Consider the following 16,173-nt stretch of genomic DNA (forward strand, 5'->3'; position numbering starts at 1 on the left):
CAGGGAGGGTAGCCGCTGACCCCACCCCCCTCAAATCCGCCGCACCGTGAAACACGAGACCGGCCGGACCCGAGGGGTCCGGCCGGTCTGCGTGACAGTCTGCGTCAGACGTCGTCCTCGCCGAGGATCGAGCGCAGTCGCTTGGGCGCAGGAGCCTCGTCGCCGGAGGACGCCGGGGCCTCGGAAGCACCGCTGAGGGCCTCGAGCTGCTGGGAGAAGTAGCTCTTCAGGCGCGAGCGGTACTCGCGCTCGAACGAGCGGAGGTTCTCCACCTCGTTGCCCAGCTTGTCGCGCTCCTTCTCGAGGTCGCCGAACATCTGGCGGCGGCGCTCGGCGGTCTCGGAGTCGAGCATCTGGGCGCGGGTGCGGGCGTCGGCCTCGAGCCGGTCGGCCTTGGCCTTCGACTCGCTGTCGAGGCGCTCGGCCTTCGTGCGGGCCTCACCGATGATCTTGTCGGCGTCGTTCTTGGCTTCCTCGACCAGCTCGTCCGCGTTGCGCGTGGCGATCTCGAGCAGGCGTGCGGCGGCGTTGGACGCCTGGGGCACGGTCTCGACCCGGATCGTCTCGACAGGAGACGCGGCCACGACCGGCTCGGGGGCCGCAACGGGCTCCGGCTCCGGCTGCTTCTCCTCCACGACCGGCGCGGTGACCGTCGGGGCGGGTGCGCCAGAGCCCTGCGCGGCCGCCAACTTCGCCCTCAGGTCGTCGTTGTCCTTCGTGAGGCGGGCGAGCTCGGACTCCACCTCGTCGAGGAACTGGTCGACCTCACCCATGTCGTAGCCCTCACGGAGCCGGACGGGAGTAAAGCGCTTGTTGCTCACGTCCTCAGGCGTCAGCGGCATGACCTCACCCATTCATAATCGTCAAAGTTACTGTCGGTTCGAACAATAGCGCTTGCTCCGGCGTCGAGGTCATCGGCACCGGTGGCCCCCGGGTCAGGCGAAGAAGATCTCCCGGTTGATCCGCAGCAGGAGGTACGCCGCGATCATCACGATCAAAAAGCTCAGATCCAGCGACACGCTACCGAGCCGCAGCGGCGGGATCACCCGGCGCAGCGCCTTGATCGGCGGGTCGGTGGTCGAGTAGACACCCTCGAGCGCCACCAGCAGCACCCCGTGGGGCGCCCAGGAGCGCGCGAAGATCTGCACCCAGTCGACCACGAAACGGATCCACAACAGGGCGATGAAGAACCACAGCAGGCCCTCGATGAGCCCTCCGGCAACACTCACGTACGACGCGTCCTAGCTCTGGTTGAAGAACCCGCCCTCAGCGATGCGCTGCTTGTCCTCGGCCGCGACCGACACGTTGGGCGGGGAGAGCAGGAAGACCTTGCTGGTGACCCGCTCGATGGTGCCACGAGTCGCAAAGACTAGCCCGGCCGCGAAGTCGACCAGACGCTTGGCGTCGTTGTCGTCCATCTCGGAGAGGTTCATGATCACCGGAACGCCCTCGCGGAAGTTCTCGCCGACGGTGCGCGCCTCGTTGTAGGTGCGCGGGTGCAGGGTCGTGATGCGGGACAGCTCGGCCACCACTCCGGTCGGGCCGGACGCCGGACGACGGCGCTCGGACAGGTCAGCGACCGGCGCGGGGCGCTGGTCCTTGCGCGGCACACGGGCAACGGGAGCCGTCTCCTGGGTGTCGTACTCGTCGTACTCCTCGTCGTACCGACCGGTGTCCTCGAGCAGGCCGAGGTACTCGCCGATCCTGCGCATTCCGCCGCTCATGACTGTTGCCCTCCGGTACTCCGCTTCCCCTGATGGGGAGGCACTTGTGGTGATTCGGACCCTACTTGAACCGTGGCCTCGAACCGAGGACCGCGGAGCCTATGCGCACGTGTGTCGCGCCTGCGTGTACGGCGGCCTCGAGGTCGCCGCTCATCCCTGCCGAGAGCCAGGTGGCCTCGGGGTGGTCGGTGACGAGCTCGCGTCGGATCCCGGCGAGGCGCGCGAACGCCGTCGCGGGGTCCTCCCCGAGCGGCGCGACCGCCATCAGCCCGCGCAGCCGGAGGTGGTCGGCGCCGCCCACCGCGTCCGCCAGGTCGCCGAGCTCCTCGGGAGCTGCGCCCGACCGGCCGTCGGCTCCGGGCGGGTCGAGGCTGACCTGCAGGAGCACGTCGATCTCCTGCGAGCGCTGCGCGGCTCCCCGGTCGAGGCCGGCGACCAGCTTGGCGCGGTCGACCGACTCGACGACGTCGGCGTACGACGCGACCGCGGCGGCCTTGTTGCTCTGCAGGCCGCCGATGAAGTGCCAGGTGAGCCCGAGGTCGGCGCACTCGGCGGCCTTGGCCTCGGCCTCCTGGTGGCGGTTCTCCCCCACGTCGGTGACGCCGAGGTCGGCCAGCAGCCGCACGTCGCTGGCCGGGAAGAACTTGGTGACGACGACGAGCCGCACGTCGTCGACCGGGCGTCCCGCGTCGGCGCAGGCCGCGGCGATGCGGCCCCGGACGGTGGCGAGGTTGGCGGCGAGCTCGTCGGGGCGGCTCATGACGTCCACACCAGCCCGGCGAAGCGCCCTGCGGCGTCCCCGTCGCGTCGGTAGGAGTGCAGGTCGGGGTCCTCGCGGGTGCAGCGACCGACGTCGATGATCTCGACGCCCACGGCCGCGAGCTGCGACCGCACCCCGGCACCGAGGTCGAGCGAGGGCGTGCCCCAGGTGGTCTCGGCGTACGACGCCGGGACGACCGCTGCGACCTCGGCCCGCATCGCCTCGGGGACCTCGTAGCACCCGCCGCACACGTGCGGTCCGATCCAGGCGGTCAGCCGTCCGGCGCCCTGCTCGCGCAGCCGTTCGACGGCCCGGGTCACGACGCCGAGCGCCACGCCCGGGCGGCCGGCGTGGACCGCACCGACCAGCCCCGTGTCGGCGTCGGCGAGCAGGACCGGCACGCAGTCGGCGACCCGCACCATCAGGCCGAGCCCGCGGGCGCTGGTCACGAGCGCGTCTCCCGGCGAGTCGGTGCGACCGGGGTGGTCGACCGTGACCACGTGGTCGCCGTGGACCTGGTCGACGCGCGCGAAGGAGACCCCGCAGACGTCCTCAACCGTGGCCAGCCCGGCCGGCTGCACCGGTCCGACGCCCTGCAGGTCGAGGCTGGAGTCGGTGAAGGCGACGTCCACACGAACGCCGCCTTCCCGGGAGTCACGGAACGAGAACACGACCTGCTTCGACTACTTGAGGAAGTCGGGGATGTCCAGGTCGTCGTCGTCGAACTGGACCTGACGGACGGGCTGCTTGGGAGCCGGGGTCACCGGAGCGCTGCCGCCGAGCGTGCGGGTCGGCGCGCCGGTGGTGACCTTCTCCTTGTCGTCCTCGCCCGAGGCGATCGCCTGGGCGGCCGCCTTGGTCTCGGCCTGGGTCTGGACCGGCTTGGGGTCACGCCGCAGCACGGTGCCCTCGCCGCTGCGCTTGGGCATCCCCCCGTCGAAGCCGGCGGCGATCACGGTCACCCGCACCTCGTCACCCAGCGCGTCGTCGATGGTCGCACCGAAGATGATGTTGGCCTCGGGGTGGACGGCCTGGGCGACCAGGGCCGCAGCCTCGTTGATCTCGAACAGGCCGAGGTCGGAGCCGCCGGCGATCGAGAGGAGCACCCCGTGGGCGCCGTCGATGCTGGCCTCGAGCAGCGGGCTGGAGACCGCCATCTCGGCCGCCTGGACCGAGCGGTCCTCGCCCCGGGCCGAGCCGATGCCCATGAGCGCCGAGCCGGCGTTGGCCATCACGGACTTCACGTCGGCGAAGTCGAGGTTGATCAGGCCGGGGGTCGTGATCAGGTCGGTGATGCCCGAGACGCCCTGGAGGAGCACCTGGTCGGCCTGCTTGAACGCGTCGAGGACCGACACGTTGCGGTCACTGATCGAGAGCAGCCGGTCGTTGGGGATCACGATGAGGGTGTCGACCTCCTCGCGGAGCTGCGCGATGCCCTCCTCGGCGGAGTTGGCGCGGCGACGACCCTCGAACGCGAACGGGCGGGTCACGACACCGATGGTCAGCGCACCGAGCGAGCGCGCGATCCGCGCGACGACCGGGGCGCCACCGGTGCCGGTGCCACCACCCTCGCCCGCGGTCACGAACACCATGTCGGCGCCCTTCATGACCTCTTCGATCTCGTCGGCGTGGTCCTCGGCGGCGCGTGCGCCGACCTCGGGGTTGGCGCCGGCGCCGAGGCCGCGGGTGAGCTCGCGGCCGATGTCGAGCTTGACGTCGGCGTCGCTCATGAGGAGTGCCTGCGCGTCGGTGTTGATCGCGATGAACTCGACACCCTTGAGTCCGACCTCGATCATCCGGTTGACGGCGTTGACACCACCACCACCGATGCCCACGACCTTGATGATGGCCAGGTAGTTCTGTGCTGCTGCCACGGCTCTCGCCCTTCGCTGCTCGTCGTACGGGATGTCTGTCCGGGGAAGCGGCTGGTCCCTCAACTGTGACCCTCAACCTGAGGGTTATAGTTATGTCAACCTCGCCGTGGTCACGACAGTAGGTTCGGCGCGCGCCCAGATCGTGGCGACACGCCGCGTCGTACGACGACCGAGCGATCAGCCGGAGGTCGTGGGCGTGCCGGGCACGCTGACGTCGAACTTCTGCGCCTTGTGCCCGAGCAGCGAGGCGAGCACCTCGGCCTTGAGCTCGGACTGGTCCGCGCTCCCCCACACGACCTCACGACCGTCACGCAGCACGAGCGAGATCTCGTCGACGGTCGCGACGTCGACGTGGTCGACCTTGGCGGCCAGCTCGGTGGGCAGCGCCGCGACCACGAGCGCACCCTCGCGCAGGGCGTCGGTGCCGGTGTCGGCGGTCGTCTCGACGCGCGGCAGACCGGCCGGTGCCTTGTCGTAGTCGACGAAGACCACGCCCTCGGCGTCCATGCCGTGCAGGGTGCCGCCGATGTCGACGACCGCGATGGCCTGACGCTCCTGCACCTCGATCAGCACCTGGTCGGGCCACTGCCGCGACACGTCGGCCGACTGCACGGGGGCCATGGCCTCCACCCGGGTGCGGATCCGGTTGAGGTCGAGGGTCGCCAGCGAGTCGCCGTCGGGCACGGCGGCGGCCGAGCGCACCTCGCTGGCCGTGAGCTGGTGGACCCCGGTGACCTGGACGCCCTGCACCGACAGGTAGGAGGAGAAGTAGACGAGCCAGAGTCCTCCGACCACCAGGGCGAGCACCAGCAGCACGGCGACCACGGGCTTCCAGGTGATCCAGCGCCGGGCCCACTGGCGGCGCGCGAACCGGCGGCGGCTGCGCTCCGCGGTGTCACGTCTAGCCATCGGCGAGCAGCTCCAGCACTCGCGGCCCGATCTCGGTGATCGTGCCGGCGCCGAGCGTGAGCACCAGGTCGCCCGGCCGCGCGCGGGAGACGAGCTCAGCGGCCGCGTCGCCGAAACCGGGGACGTAGGCCACCTGTGGTGCCGGGAGGGGTACGGCGCCCGCGACCAGCGCCCCGGTCACCTCCGGGTCGGGGTCCTCGCGGGCCAGGTAGACGTCGAGCACGACGACCTCGTCGGCGGCGCCGAGCGCCTCGCCCATCGCGGCGCCGAAGATGCGGGTGCGCGAGACCAGGTGGGGCTGGAAGGCGACCACCAACCGGCCGTCGCCGGCGAGCGCGCGCGCGGCCTGGAGGTCGCCCGCGATCTCGGTCGGGTGGTGGGCGTAGCTGTCGTAGACCCGGACTCCCCCGGCCTCGCCCTTGCGCTCCATGCGGCGCTTGGTGCCGGTGTAGGAGACCAGGCCACGGACCAGGTCGTCCTGGGCGAACCCCAGCTCACGGCCGGCGGCGAGCGCCGCGAGCGCATCGGCGAGGTAGTGCTCCCCCGGCGACCAGAGGGTGACGTCGGCAAGCCGGCCGGGCTCTCGGGCCGACACCGTGACGACCCGGCGACCGGCGGCCCGGTGGCGTTCGGCCAGCGCCGCGGCGCCGGGGTCGTCGACGACGCAGACCAGGAAGCCGTCGGGGTCGAGGGTGTCGGCGAACTCGTCGAACGCGGCGGCGTACGCCTCGGGCGTGCCCCACTGGTCGAGGTGGTCGGCCTCGATGTTGGTGACGATCGCGGCGTACGGCGTGTAGTGGAGGAAGGCGCCGTCGCTCTCGTCGGCCTCCGCGACGAAGAGGTCTCCCCCACCCTCGGCAGCGTTGACACCGGTGGCGCTCAGGTCGCCACCGATGGCGTACGTCGGGTCGGCGCCTGCCGTCTGCAGGGCGATCGTGAGCAGCGAGGTGGTCGTCGTCTTGCCGTGGGTGCCGGCGACGGCGACCACCCGGCGGCCGGCCATCACCGCGGCCAGCGCGGCCGAGCGCGGGAGCACGCGGAGGCCCTGGCGCACGGCCTCGACGTACTCCGGGTTGTCGTCGCGGACGGCGGTCGACACCACGAGCGTGTCGACGTCGTGGACGTGGCTCGCGTCGTGGCCGAGGTGGACCCGGGCGCCGAGTGCGCGCAGGGCGGCGAGGGTCGGCGAGTCGGTGCCGTCGCTGCCGCTGACCTCGATGCCGCGCGCCACCATGATCCGGGCGATGCCGGACAGGCCGGCACCGCCGATGCCGACGAAGTGGACACGACCGAGCTGGTCGGCCGGCAGCACCTCGTCCGGGACCGGGATCCTCACGGCCGGGCCGCCTGGAGGACCATCCGCGCGAGCTTCTCGTCGGCGTCGAGCGGGATCAGGCCTGCGGCCGCGGCACCCATCGTGCGCAGGCGGTCGGCGTCCGTGAGCAGGGTCGGGACGTTGGCGCGGACCCAGTCGGGGGTTAGGTCCGCATCGGCCACCATGACGCCACCGCCCGCGTCGACGACCGGCTGGGCGTTGAGCGCCTGCTCGCCGTTGCCGATCGGCAGCGGCACGTAGATCGCCGGCAGGCCCAGGCCCGAGACCTCGAAGACGGTGTTGGACCCGGCCCGGCAGAGCACGGCGTCGGCGGCGGAGTAGGCGAGGTCCATCCGGTCGACGAAGTCGACGACAACGTACGGCGTGCCCGTGTCGGCCGGCTCGGCGCCACCGTGCTTGCCCTGGACGTGCAGGACCTGGACGCCCGCGGCGGCGAGGTCGGCAGCCGCCCCGGAGACGCCGCGGTTGAGGCTGCGCGCGCCCTGCGAGCCACCGGTCACCAGGAGCACCGGTCCGTCGGACTCGAGCCCGAAGTGCGCGCGCGCCTCGGCGCGCAGCGCAGCCCGGTCGAGGGTGGAGATCATCCGCCGGACCGGCAGGCCGACGTACTGCCCGTGGCGCAGCCGGGTGCCGGGGAAGCTGGTCGCGACGTGCTCGGTGAAGCGGGCACCGAGCTTGTTGGCGACGCCGGGGATCGTGTTGCCCTCGTGGACGACCAGCGGGAGCTTGCGCGACCGGGCGGCGAGGTAGGCCGGCACCGAGACGTAGCCGCCGTAGCCGACGACGACGTCGGGCCGGACCCGGTCGACGATCTCGAGCGCCGCCGCCCTCGCGGCGCGCAGCCGGCCCGGGACCCGGAGCAGGTCGGCGCCGGGACGACGCGGCAGCGGCACCCGCGGCACGACCTCGAGCGGGTAACCGGCGGCGGGCACGACGTGGGACTCGAGTCCCTCGCGGGTGCCGAGACAGGTGATCTCGACGTCGGGCTCCAGCCGGCGGAGGGCGTCGGCGGTGGCGAGCAGGGGCGAGGTGTGGCCGGCTGTGCCGCCGCCGGCGAGGAGTACGCGCATCGCGGTCAACCCTAGTTGGGGACGCGGCCCGCCGAGAGACCGGCCGACCGGTCCTTCTTGCGCTGGGCCAGGGCGCGCGCAGCCTCGGGCTCGCGGCGCGCGAAACCGACCAGCAGGCCGAGCGCGACGAGGGACGGCACCAGCGCGGAGCCGCCGTACGAGACGAGCGGCAGCGGGATGCCGATGACCGGCAGCAGCGCGAGCACCATGCCGACGTTGATGATCATCTGGCCGAGCAGCCAGACCACGATGCCGAAGGTGGCGTAGCGCACGAACGGGTCGGTGGTGTGGCTGGCGACCCGGATCGCGGCGTAGGCGATGGTGAGGAAGAGCCCGATCACCAGCAGTGTCCCGATCAGGCCGAGCTCCTCGCCGAGCACGGCGAAGATGAAGTCGGTGTGCGCCTCGGGGAGGTCGCCCCACTTCTGCCGGCTGGCGCCGATGCCCTCGCCGAACCAGCCACCGGACGACAGGGCGTAGAGGCCGTGGGCGGGCTGCCACCCGGCGTTGTGGAAGTCCTTGAAGGGATCGGCGAAGTTGGTGAGCCGCTGGCGGCGCTCGGGGCTGGTCGAGGCCAGCCAGATCGCGACCACGCCGATCACCGTCAGCGAGATCGCGAAGAGACGCGCGGGAGCGCCGACGACCCACAGCAGCGCGAGCAGGATCGCGAAGAGCACCAGCGCCGTGCCGAGGTCGTGACCCAGGATGACGAGCCCGATCAGCAGCAGGATGCCCGGCACGACCGGCATCACGACCTCGTGGAAGCTGCCGAGCCGCTTGTCCTTGCGGGCGTAGACGTGGGCCGCCCACAGCACGATCGCGAGCTTGGCGATCTCGGCGGGCTGGATGACGAACGGGCCGACACCGAGCCAGTTGGTGTTGCCGTTGACCGTGACGCCGAGACCGGTCTGCGTCAGCGCCAGCAGCACCATCGAGACCAGGAGTGCGAGCCAGGAGAACCGTCGGAGCAGGCTGTGCGGCAGTCGCGACGCCACCCAGGCGCACGGGATGCCGATCACGACCCACAGCAGCTGGCGCTCGACGACGGCGTAGGAGTTGCCGTCGTTCTGCTGGTAGGAGTAGACGCTCGAGGCGCTCAGCACCATGATCAGGCCGATGGTGAGCAGCAGCGCCGAGGCACCCAGCAGCAGGTAGTAGGCCGTGAGCGGCCGGTCGAGTGCCGCGCGGACCGCGGCGTACCACCCGAAGACGCTGCTGCGGCGCCGCTCGGGAACGTCGTCCAGAGGGTTCGCGGTGGTCATCGCGGTCCCCTCCCGGTCGGCGGCCCTGATCCTCGGCTAGAGCCTGTGTCGTACGGCGGCGGCGAAGGCGTCACCGCGCTCGGCGTAGTTGGTGAACATGTCCATGGAGGCGCATCCCGGAGCCAGCAGGACCGTGTCGCCGGGTCGGGCCAACTCGGCCGCGGCCACCACGACGCGCTCCATGGCATGTCCACCGTCTACGGCACCAGTCTCGTCGCCGTCGACGACGATGACCGGCACATCCGGCGCGTGTCGCGAAAGCGCGCCGGCGATCACGTCGCGGTCGCGGCCGAGCAGCACGACGCCGCGCAGGCGGTCGCGAACCGCGAGCACCAGTTCGTCGAAACGGGCGCCCTTGGCGAGGCCACCGGCGACCCAGACGACCGGGTCGTAGGCCTGCAGCGAGGACTGCGCGGCGTGCGGGTTGGTCGCCTTGGAGTCGTCGACCCAAGTGACACCGTCCTTCTCGCCCACGACCGCGATCCGGTGGCCGTCCGGCTTGAACGAGCGCAGCCCGTCGCGCACCGCGGCCTGGGACACGCCGTGGGCACGAGCGAGGGCGGCCGCCGCCAGCGCGTTGGCCACGAAGTGCGGTGCCGGAGATGCGAGGTCGCCGATGGTGCAGAGCTCGGCGGCGCTGGAGTCGCGCTGCTCGATGAAGGCCCGGTCGGCCAGGATGTCCTCGACCAGGCCGACCATGCCGACGCCCGGCATACCGAGCGTGAAGCCGACCGCGCGAGCACCCTCGACCACGTCGGCCTCGCGCACCAGCCGCTCGGTCTCGGGGTCGGCGACGTTGTAGACGCACGCGCGTTGCACGCGCTCGTAGATCCGGCCCTTGTCGGCGGCGTAGTCGGCCATCGAGGAGTACCAGTCGAGGTGGTCCTCGGCGACGTTCAGGACCGCAGCGGCCTGGGCGCTCATCGAGTCGGTGTAGTGCAGCTGGAAGCTGGAGAGCTCGACCGCGAGGACGTCGTACGGCGTGGGGTCCATGACCGCCTCGACGATCGGCAGGCCGACGTTGCCGACCGCGATGCTGCGCAGCCCGGCGGCACGCAGGATCGCGTCGAGCATCTGCACGGTCGTGGTCTTGCCGTTGGTGCCGGTCACGCACAGCCAGGGCGTGTCGTGGTCGGGGTCGCGCAGCCGCCAGGCGAGCTCGACCTCGCCCCAGATCGGGATCCCGCGAGCGCGGGCCTGCGCCAGCAACGGCGCGGTCGGCTGCCACCCGGGCGAGGTGACCAGCACGTCGACGTCGTCGGGGAGCGTCGCGGTGGCGCCGGCACCGAGGCGTACGTCGGCGCCGAGGACCTCGAGCAGCTCGGCCTTCTCGGGGCGGTCACCGGCCTCGGACTCGTCGAGCGCGACCACGCTCGCACCGAGGTGATTGAGGTTGTCGGCGGCCGCGAAGCCGGACACACCGAACCCCGCGACGACGGCGCGGACGCCGTCCCACGAGTCATGGCGTCCGAGAGTGGTGGGGTCCATCAGAGTCGAGCCACCCACTCGGCGTAGAAGATGCCGAGTCCGCCGGCGACGCAGAGGCCGGTGATGATCCAGAAGCGGATCACGACCGTGACCTGCTCCCACCCGAGCATCTCGAAGTGGTGGTGGAGCGGCGCCATCCGGAAGATGCGCTTGCCCTTGGTGAGCTTGAAGTAGCCGACCTGCAGCATCACCGACAGGGTCTCGACGAGGAACAGGCCACCGAGCACGACCAGCAGGAGCTCGGTGCGCGTGAGGATCGCGAACCCGGCGAGCGCGGCGCCGAGCGACAGCGACCCGGTGTCGCCCATGAAGATGGCGGCCGGCGGCGCGTTCCACCACAGGAAGCCGAAGCACGCGCCGGTGATGGCCGCAGCGATGATCGCCAGGTCCAGCGGGTCGCGGACGTTGTAGCAGAGGGGCGTCGGGTTGTCCTGGCAGAACTGGTTGTTCTGCCAGATGTTGACGAGCATGTAGGCGCCGAAGACCATCACGCAGGCACCGGTCGCGAGACCGTCGAGACCGTCGGTGAGGTTCACCGCGTTGCTGGTGGCCGTGATGATCAGCCAGATCAGGATCACCGCGAGGATGGCGGGCAGCGCGAGCCAGTCGATCTCCCGCAGGAACGAGATCTTCTCCGACGCGGGCGTGCGACCGTTGCCGTCCTCGAGCCAGGGCGAGAGCGCCAGGCCACCGAAGATCAGGGCGATGACGGTCTGGCCGATCATCTTCGCCTTGCTGCGCAGGCCGAGGCTGCGCTGCTTGGCGATCTTGATGTAGTCGTCGAGGAAGCCGACCAGGCCCATGCCGACGAAGAGGAAGAGCAGCAGCAGGGCGGACGCCGACGGCGCGTGCTGGGTGATCAGCAGCGCCCCGAAGTAGCCGACCACCGTCGCCAGGATGATCACGACGCCACCCATGGTGGGCGTGCCCCGCTTCGTGTGGTGGCTGGTCGGCCCGTCGTCACGGATCTCCTGGCCGTAGCCCCACTGGGTGAGGTACTTGATCGCCACGCGGGTGCCGAGCAAGGAGATGAGGAGGGCCAGGCCGCCTCCGAACAAGATGGCTCTCATGGCGCGGTTCCGTCTCCCTCCACGTCAGCCAGTAGTTCGTCTGCGATCGTCCAGAGTGCGACGCCGTTCGACGCCTTCACCAGGACGACATCTCCCGACCGGACATTCTCGCGTACCCAGGCCCGTGCCTCGTCACGCCCCGCCGTGAGGATCGACTCACGGCCATATCCGTCCGCGATGCCCGCTGCCTCCTCACCCACGACGACGACCACGTCGACGCCCAGGCGTGCGGCTGCCAGGCCGACCTCCCGGTGGCCGCGTCCGGCGTCGTCGCCGAGCTCACGCATCTCCCCGAGGACGGCGACGGTACGCCGACCGCGGGCCCGGCCGATCTGCCAGAGGGTCTCGAGCGCGGCCGTCATCGAGGCCGGGTTGGCGTTGTAGGCGTCGTTGATGACCAGCAGGCCGTCGGCGCGCTCGTGCAGCTCCATGCGCATCGGCGAGGCCGTGGTCGCGGCTTCGAGCGCGGGGCCGATCGTCGAGAAGGGCACCTCGGCTGCGAGCGCCATCGCGGCGGCCGCGGCGGCGTTCATGACCTGGTGCACGCCGCTGTGGGGCAGGCGGACCCGGGTGCGGTGGCCGTCGACCGCCAGGTCGAACGACGGCCGGCCCAGGTCGTCGGTGTCGACCTCCGAGACCCGGACGGCGGCGTCGGCGCCGCCGAAGGTCAGGACGTTCGCCGCGGTGCGGGCAGCCATGGCGATCACCAGCTCGTCGCTCGCGTTGAGCACGGCCGTGCCGTCCGCGGGCAACGCCTCGACGATCTCGCCCTTCGCGACCGCGATCGCCTCGCGGCTGCCGAACTCGCCGACGTGGGCGGTCCCCACGTTGAGGACGGCGGCGACACGTGGCGGCGCGATCTCGCACAGGTAGGCGATGTGGCCGATGCCGCGCGCGCCCATCTCCACCACGAGGAAGCGGGTCGTCTCGTCGGCGCGCAGCACGGTGAGCGGGACACCGATCTCGTTGTTGTTGTTGCCGGCGGTCGCGATCGTCGGGCCGGCGGTCGCGAGCACCTGGGCCAGGTAGTCCTTGGTGCCGGTCTTGCCCTGGGAGCCGGTCATCGCGAGCACGGTGGCGTCGAGCCGGTCGACGACGTGACGGGCCAGTCGACCGAGCGCGACGACCGGGTCGTCGACCAGCACGGACGGCACACCGGTCGGGCGGCTGCCGAGCACCGCGTGGGCGCCGTCGACGTAGTCGTGCCCGTCGACGCGCTCCCCGACGACCGCGACGAACAGACCACCCGGCACCTGCGTGCGGCTGTCGACGTAGGCAGGTCCGTCGACGACGAGGTCCGGGTCACCGTCGACGGTGCCGCCGACCACGCCCGCGATCTCGGCGAGCGTCATCGCGATCATCGCTCAGCCGTCCTCGAGGCGAGCTCCTCGCGCACGACCTCGCGGTCGTCGAAGGGGTGCACCACGCCGTGGATCTCCTGTCCGGTCTCGTGTCCCTTGCCCGCGACCAGCACGATGTCGCCCGGCCGCGCGCGGCGGACGGCCTCGCGGATCGCCGTACGGCGGTCCCCGATCTCGACCACCTCGGCCCGGGGTGCGGTCACTCCGTCGAGCATCGCAGCCCGGATCGCGGCCGGGTCCTCGGTGCGGGGGTTGTCGTCGGTGACGATGAACACGTCGGCCGCGCCGGCCGCGATCTCGGCCATGATCGGCCGCTTGCCGGGGTCGCGGTCGCCGCCGGCGCCGAGCACCACGATGACCTGCCCGTCGGTGAGCGGGCGCAGGGTGCGGATCGCCGCCGCCACCGCATCCGGCTTGTGGGCATAGTCGACGACCACGACGAAGTCCTGGCCCGCGTCGACGCGCTCGAGCCGGCCCGGGACTCCCCCGCCGTCGGCGATGCCGGCCGCCACGAGGGCCGGGTCGAGTCCCGCCTCGCCCGCGGCGGCCACCGCGGCGAGCGTGTTGGACACGTTGAAGTCACCGGGCAGCGGGCACCCGGCGGAGATCCGCTCCCCGGCCGGCGTCGTGATGACGAACGCCGAGCCCACAGCGCTCAGCTGCACGTCGGAGACCCGCCAGTCGGCGTCGGGCCGCTCGGTGGAGAACGTGCGCATCGGGATGGTCGCGCGCTCCAGCAGCAGCCGGCCGTGCTCGTCGTCGAGGTTGGTCAGGCCGAGACGGGCCCGCTCCGGGGTGAAGAGCGATGCCTTCGCGTCGAAGTAGTCGTCGACGTCGCGGTGGAAGTCGAGGTGGTCGCGGCCGAGGTTGAGGAAGACCGCCACGTCGAAGACGACGCCGTCGACCCGGCCCATCACCAGTGCGTGGCTGGACACCTCCATCGCGCAGACCGCGACGTCGCGCTCGCGCATCACCGCGAAGAGCCCGTGGAGGTCGGGCGCCTCGGGGGTCGTGAGGCTGGTCTTCACGTCGGCACCGGCGACCCGGGTCCCGACGGTCCCGATCACCGCGGCGCGCACCCCCGCCCGCTCGAGCCCGCTCTCGGCGAGCCGGGTGGTGGTCGTCTTGCCCTGGGTGCCGGTCACGCCGATCATCCGCATCGACGCCGCGGGGTCGCCGTACACACGCGCGGCCAGGCGGCCGAGGAGCTCGCGAGGCCGCTCCACGACCAGGAGAGGTACGTCGACCCCGGTCTGCTCGGCGCCCGCCGGATCGGTGAGCACGGCGATCGCGCCGGACGACACGGCCGAGTCGGCGAAGTCGATGCCGTGCGCGCGGGTCCCGGGCAGCGCGGCGTACAGGTCACCGGGCCGGATCCGCTGCGAGCTCAGCGAGACGCCGGTGACCTCGACACCCGCGGCGTCGCCGCGCAGGTCGGCACCCAGCCATTCAGCGAGGGTCGCGAGCGGCGTCCGCGGAGGGTGCATCGGCCGGGTGGAATCGCTCACCACCTGAACCTATCGCTGGCCGACGGTCACCACTCGACCGGCAGACGCGAGGGTGCGGTGCCGGTCGGGGGGATGCCGTAGCGGCTCAGCGCGTAGCTCATGATCTTGGCGAACACCGGGCCGGCGGTGGAACCGCCACCGCCGCCGTTGCGGGGGTTCTTGATCACCACGTAGACCGTGAAGCGGGGGTCGTCGGCCGGCGCGAACCCGGCGAACGAGACGTCGAACGTGCCGTCGTAGCAGCCGCACGCGGCGCCGACGGCCTGGGCCGTGCCGGTCTTGCCGGCCACGCGGTAGCCCGGGATCGCCGCTGCCGGCGCGACGCCGGCCTCGGGGTCGACGACGCGCTCCATCATGTGGGCCATCTTGGTCGCGGCGTCCTCGCTGACGACGCGGGTGCGGGTCGTGTGGTCGGTGCCGACCTGCTGGCCGTCGTCGGTGGTGGCCGAGCCCTCGATCAGGCTCGGGGAGACGCGGACGCCGCCGTTCGCGATGGTGTTGACGGCCGTGGCCATCTGCACGCCGTTGACCGAGACCGACTGTCCGAAGGCGATGCGGTCCTGCATCTGGTGGGTCCAGCTGGCGCGCGCGGGCAGCAGCCCTTGGGTCTCACCGCGGACCCCGATGTCGGTGGTCTTGCCGAGGCCGAACTGCGACAGGTAGTCGTGCAGCTGGCCCTGCTTGAAGTGGTCGGCGGCCAGGACGGTGCCGATGTTGGACGACTTCGCGATCACGCCGGCGAGGGTCAGGTGGATCGTGCCGTGCGCGAACCAGTCGTGGATCGGACGGTCCTCGCGGTCGAGCTCGGGAGGCACGACGATCTCGGTCTTCGGCGTGACCAGCCCGAGGTCCATCAGCGAGCTGATCGTGAGCACCTTCTCGACCGAGCCGGGCTCGTAGACGTCCTGCAGGGCGCGGGAGCCGAGGTCGGCCTTCGGCGAGGCGGTCGGGTCGTTGGCGTCGTACGTCGGGTCGTCGGCGATCGCGAGCAGCTCGCCGGTCCGCGAGTCCATGACGACGGCGAAGCCGGAGTCGGCGCGGGAGTCCTCGACCGCCTGGCGCAGCGCCCGCTGGGCGTACCACTGCAGGTCGAGGTCGATGGTGGTCTTCAGGTCCTGGCCGTCGACCGGCTTGGTGACGGTGTTCTCGCCGAGGGGGATCCGGTTGCCGCCGCCGACCTCGTAGCGGGACGAGCCGTCCTTGCCGGAGAGCTGGCCGTTGAAGGTGCGCTCGAGCCCGGCCAGCGGCTCGTCGGTGCCGAGGAAGCCGACCAGGTTGGCGCCGACGTCGCCGGCCGGGTAGTCGCGCACCGGGTCGCGCCGGGTGTCGAGGCCCTCGAAGCCCAGGCGGCCGGCAGCGGCCACGACCTCCGTCGCCTTGGTCGCAGGGACGCGGCGGGCGATGTACTCGAACCGGCTGTCCTGGGCGCGCAGCTTGGCCAGCGTCGAGACGTAGTCGACGTGCAACCGCTTGTAGAGGAACTTCGCCAGCTCGGGAGCCTTCTCGGCGGTCATGGCCGGGTCGGCCACCACCATGAGGCCGTCGACCGAGTCGGCCAGCGGCTTGCCGTTGCGGTCGAGGATGTCGCCGCGCTCGGCCGGCAGCTCGACGTTGACCATGCCCTCGGCGGCCGCCATCGCGGCGTACGAGTTCGGGTCCAGGCCCTGGAGCTGGACGAGCCGCGCGCCGAAGAGCGACAACGCCATCGCGATCACCAGGAATCCCACACGCAGCCGCAGCTGCGGCGATCCGCGCCGGGTGCCGCGGGGCGGCTGGGTCGGGCGCACGCTTCTCCTCGAGATCTGGATGGT

15 protein-coding genes are annotated in these 16,173 nt (G+C 71.7%); all 15 read right to left on the bottom strand.

Annotated features, from left to right (window positions below):
- Nucleotides 1-104: 104 nt before the first annotated feature.
- The 15 genes from ABLE68_RS21420 to ABLE68_RS21490 all read right to left on the bottom strand — a co-directional run bounded on the left by ABLE68_RS21420 (nucleotide 105) and on the right by ABLE68_RS21490 (nucleotide 16,149).
- Complete coding sequence (locus ABLE68_RS21420) at nucleotides 105-842, bottom strand: DivIVA domain-containing protein (RefSeq protein ID WP_348874138.1); 738 nt, start codon at nucleotides 840-842, stop codon at nucleotides 105-107.
- 93 nt (nucleotides 843-935) lie between these two features.
- Nucleotides 936-1,229: a YggT family protein gene (locus ABLE68_RS21425; protein WP_348874139.1), complete on the bottom strand. Its 294-nt coding sequence runs from the start codon at nucleotides 1,227-1,229 to the stop codon at nucleotides 936-938.
- Nucleotides 1,230-1,241: 12 nt separating this feature from the next.
- Entirely contained in the window at nucleotides 1,242-1,724 is a 483-nt protein-coding gene (locus tag ABLE68_RS21430) for a cell division protein SepF (RefSeq protein ID WP_348874141.1), read from the bottom strand.
- Between the two features lie 61 nt (nucleotides 1,725-1,785).
- On the bottom strand, nucleotides 1,786-2,484 hold the full coding sequence (locus ABLE68_RS21435) for a YggS family pyridoxal phosphate-dependent enzyme (RefSeq protein WP_348874142.1): 699 nt from the start codon (nucleotides 2,482-2,484) through the stop codon (nucleotides 1,786-1,788).
- The gene (gene pgeF, locus ABLE68_RS21440) at nucleotides 2,481-3,116 is read right to left on the bottom strand and encodes a peptidoglycan editing factor PgeF (protein ID WP_348874143.1); all 636 of its coding nucleotides are present in this window, start codon (nucleotides 3,114-3,116) and stop codon (nucleotides 2,481-2,483) included. Before pgeF ends, ABLE68_RS21435 begins: the two co-directional genes overlap by 4 nt.
- A 51-nt stretch (nucleotides 3,117-3,167) precedes the next feature.
- Nucleotides 3,168-4,358, bottom strand: a complete 1,191-nt coding sequence (gene ftsZ, locus ABLE68_RS21445; RefSeq protein WP_348874144.1) for a cell division protein FtsZ — start codon at nucleotides 4,356-4,358, stop codon at nucleotides 3,168-3,170.
- 177 nt (nucleotides 4,359-4,535) lie between these two features.
- A complete protein-coding gene (locus ABLE68_RS21450) occupies nucleotides 4,536-5,267 on the bottom strand; it encodes a cell division protein FtsQ/DivIB (protein WP_348874145.1) in 732 nt (243 codons plus the stop codon).
- Entirely contained in the window at nucleotides 5,260-6,603 is a 1,344-nt protein-coding gene (murC, locus tag ABLE68_RS21455) for a UDP-N-acetylmuramate--L-alanine ligase (RefSeq protein ID WP_348874146.1), read from the bottom strand. Before murC ends, ABLE68_RS21450 begins: the two co-directional genes overlap by 8 nt.
- Nucleotides 6,600-7,673 (bottom strand): undecaprenyldiphospho-muramoylpentapeptide beta-N-acetylglucosaminyltransferase, encoded by a 1,074-nt coding sequence (gene murG, locus ABLE68_RS21460; RefSeq protein WP_348874148.1) that lies wholly within the window; start codon nucleotides 7,671-7,673, stop codon nucleotides 6,600-6,602. Before murG ends, murC begins: the two co-directional genes overlap by 4 nt.
- Before the next feature lie 11 nt (nucleotides 7,674-7,684).
- Nucleotides 7,685-8,935, bottom strand: coding sequence for a putative lipid II flippase FtsW (gene ftsW, locus ABLE68_RS21465; protein WP_348874150.1), 1,251 nt, complete (start codon nucleotides 8,933-8,935; stop codon nucleotides 7,685-7,687).
- A gap of 36 nt (nucleotides 8,936-8,971) precedes the next feature.
- Entirely contained in the window at nucleotides 8,972-10,423 is a 1,452-nt protein-coding gene (gene murD, locus ABLE68_RS21470; protein WP_348874152.1) for a UDP-N-acetylmuramoyl-L-alanine--D-glutamate ligase, read from the bottom strand.
- Nucleotides 10,423-11,493 (bottom strand): phospho-N-acetylmuramoyl-pentapeptide-transferase, encoded by a 1,071-nt coding sequence (gene mraY, locus ABLE68_RS21475; RefSeq protein WP_348874153.1) that lies wholly within the window; start codon nucleotides 11,491-11,493, stop codon nucleotides 10,423-10,425. The genes murD and mraY overlap by 1 nt, the downstream gene beginning before the upstream one ends.
- Nucleotides 11,490-12,854 (bottom strand): UDP-N-acetylmuramoyl-tripeptide--D-alanyl-D-alanine ligase, encoded by a 1,365-nt coding sequence (locus tag ABLE68_RS21480; protein WP_348874155.1) that lies wholly within the window; start codon nucleotides 12,852-12,854, stop codon nucleotides 11,490-11,492. The genes mraY and ABLE68_RS21480 overlap by 4 nt, the downstream gene beginning before the upstream one ends.
- Nucleotides 12,851-14,362, bottom strand: a complete 1,512-nt coding sequence (locus tag ABLE68_RS21485; RefSeq protein WP_484549429.1) for a UDP-N-acetylmuramoyl-L-alanyl-D-glutamate--2,6-diaminopimelate ligase — start codon at nucleotides 14,360-14,362, stop codon at nucleotides 12,851-12,853. Before ABLE68_RS21485 ends, ABLE68_RS21480 begins: the two co-directional genes overlap by 4 nt.
- Nucleotides 14,363-14,388: 26 nt before the next feature.
- Nucleotides 14,389-16,149 carry a peptidoglycan D,D-transpeptidase FtsI family protein gene (locus ABLE68_RS21490; protein ID WP_348874158.1) on the bottom strand — a complete coding sequence of 587 codons (1,761 nt, stop codon included), beginning with the start codon at nucleotides 16,147-16,149 and terminating at the stop codon, nucleotides 14,389-14,391.
- Nucleotides 16,150-16,173 lie beyond the last annotated feature (24 nt).

It is taken from the genome of Nocardioides pollutisoli (assembly GCF_040045055.1).
Lineage (GTDB): Bacteria > Actinomycetota > Actinomycetes > Propionibacteriales > Nocardioidaceae > Nocardioides > Nocardioides tweenelious.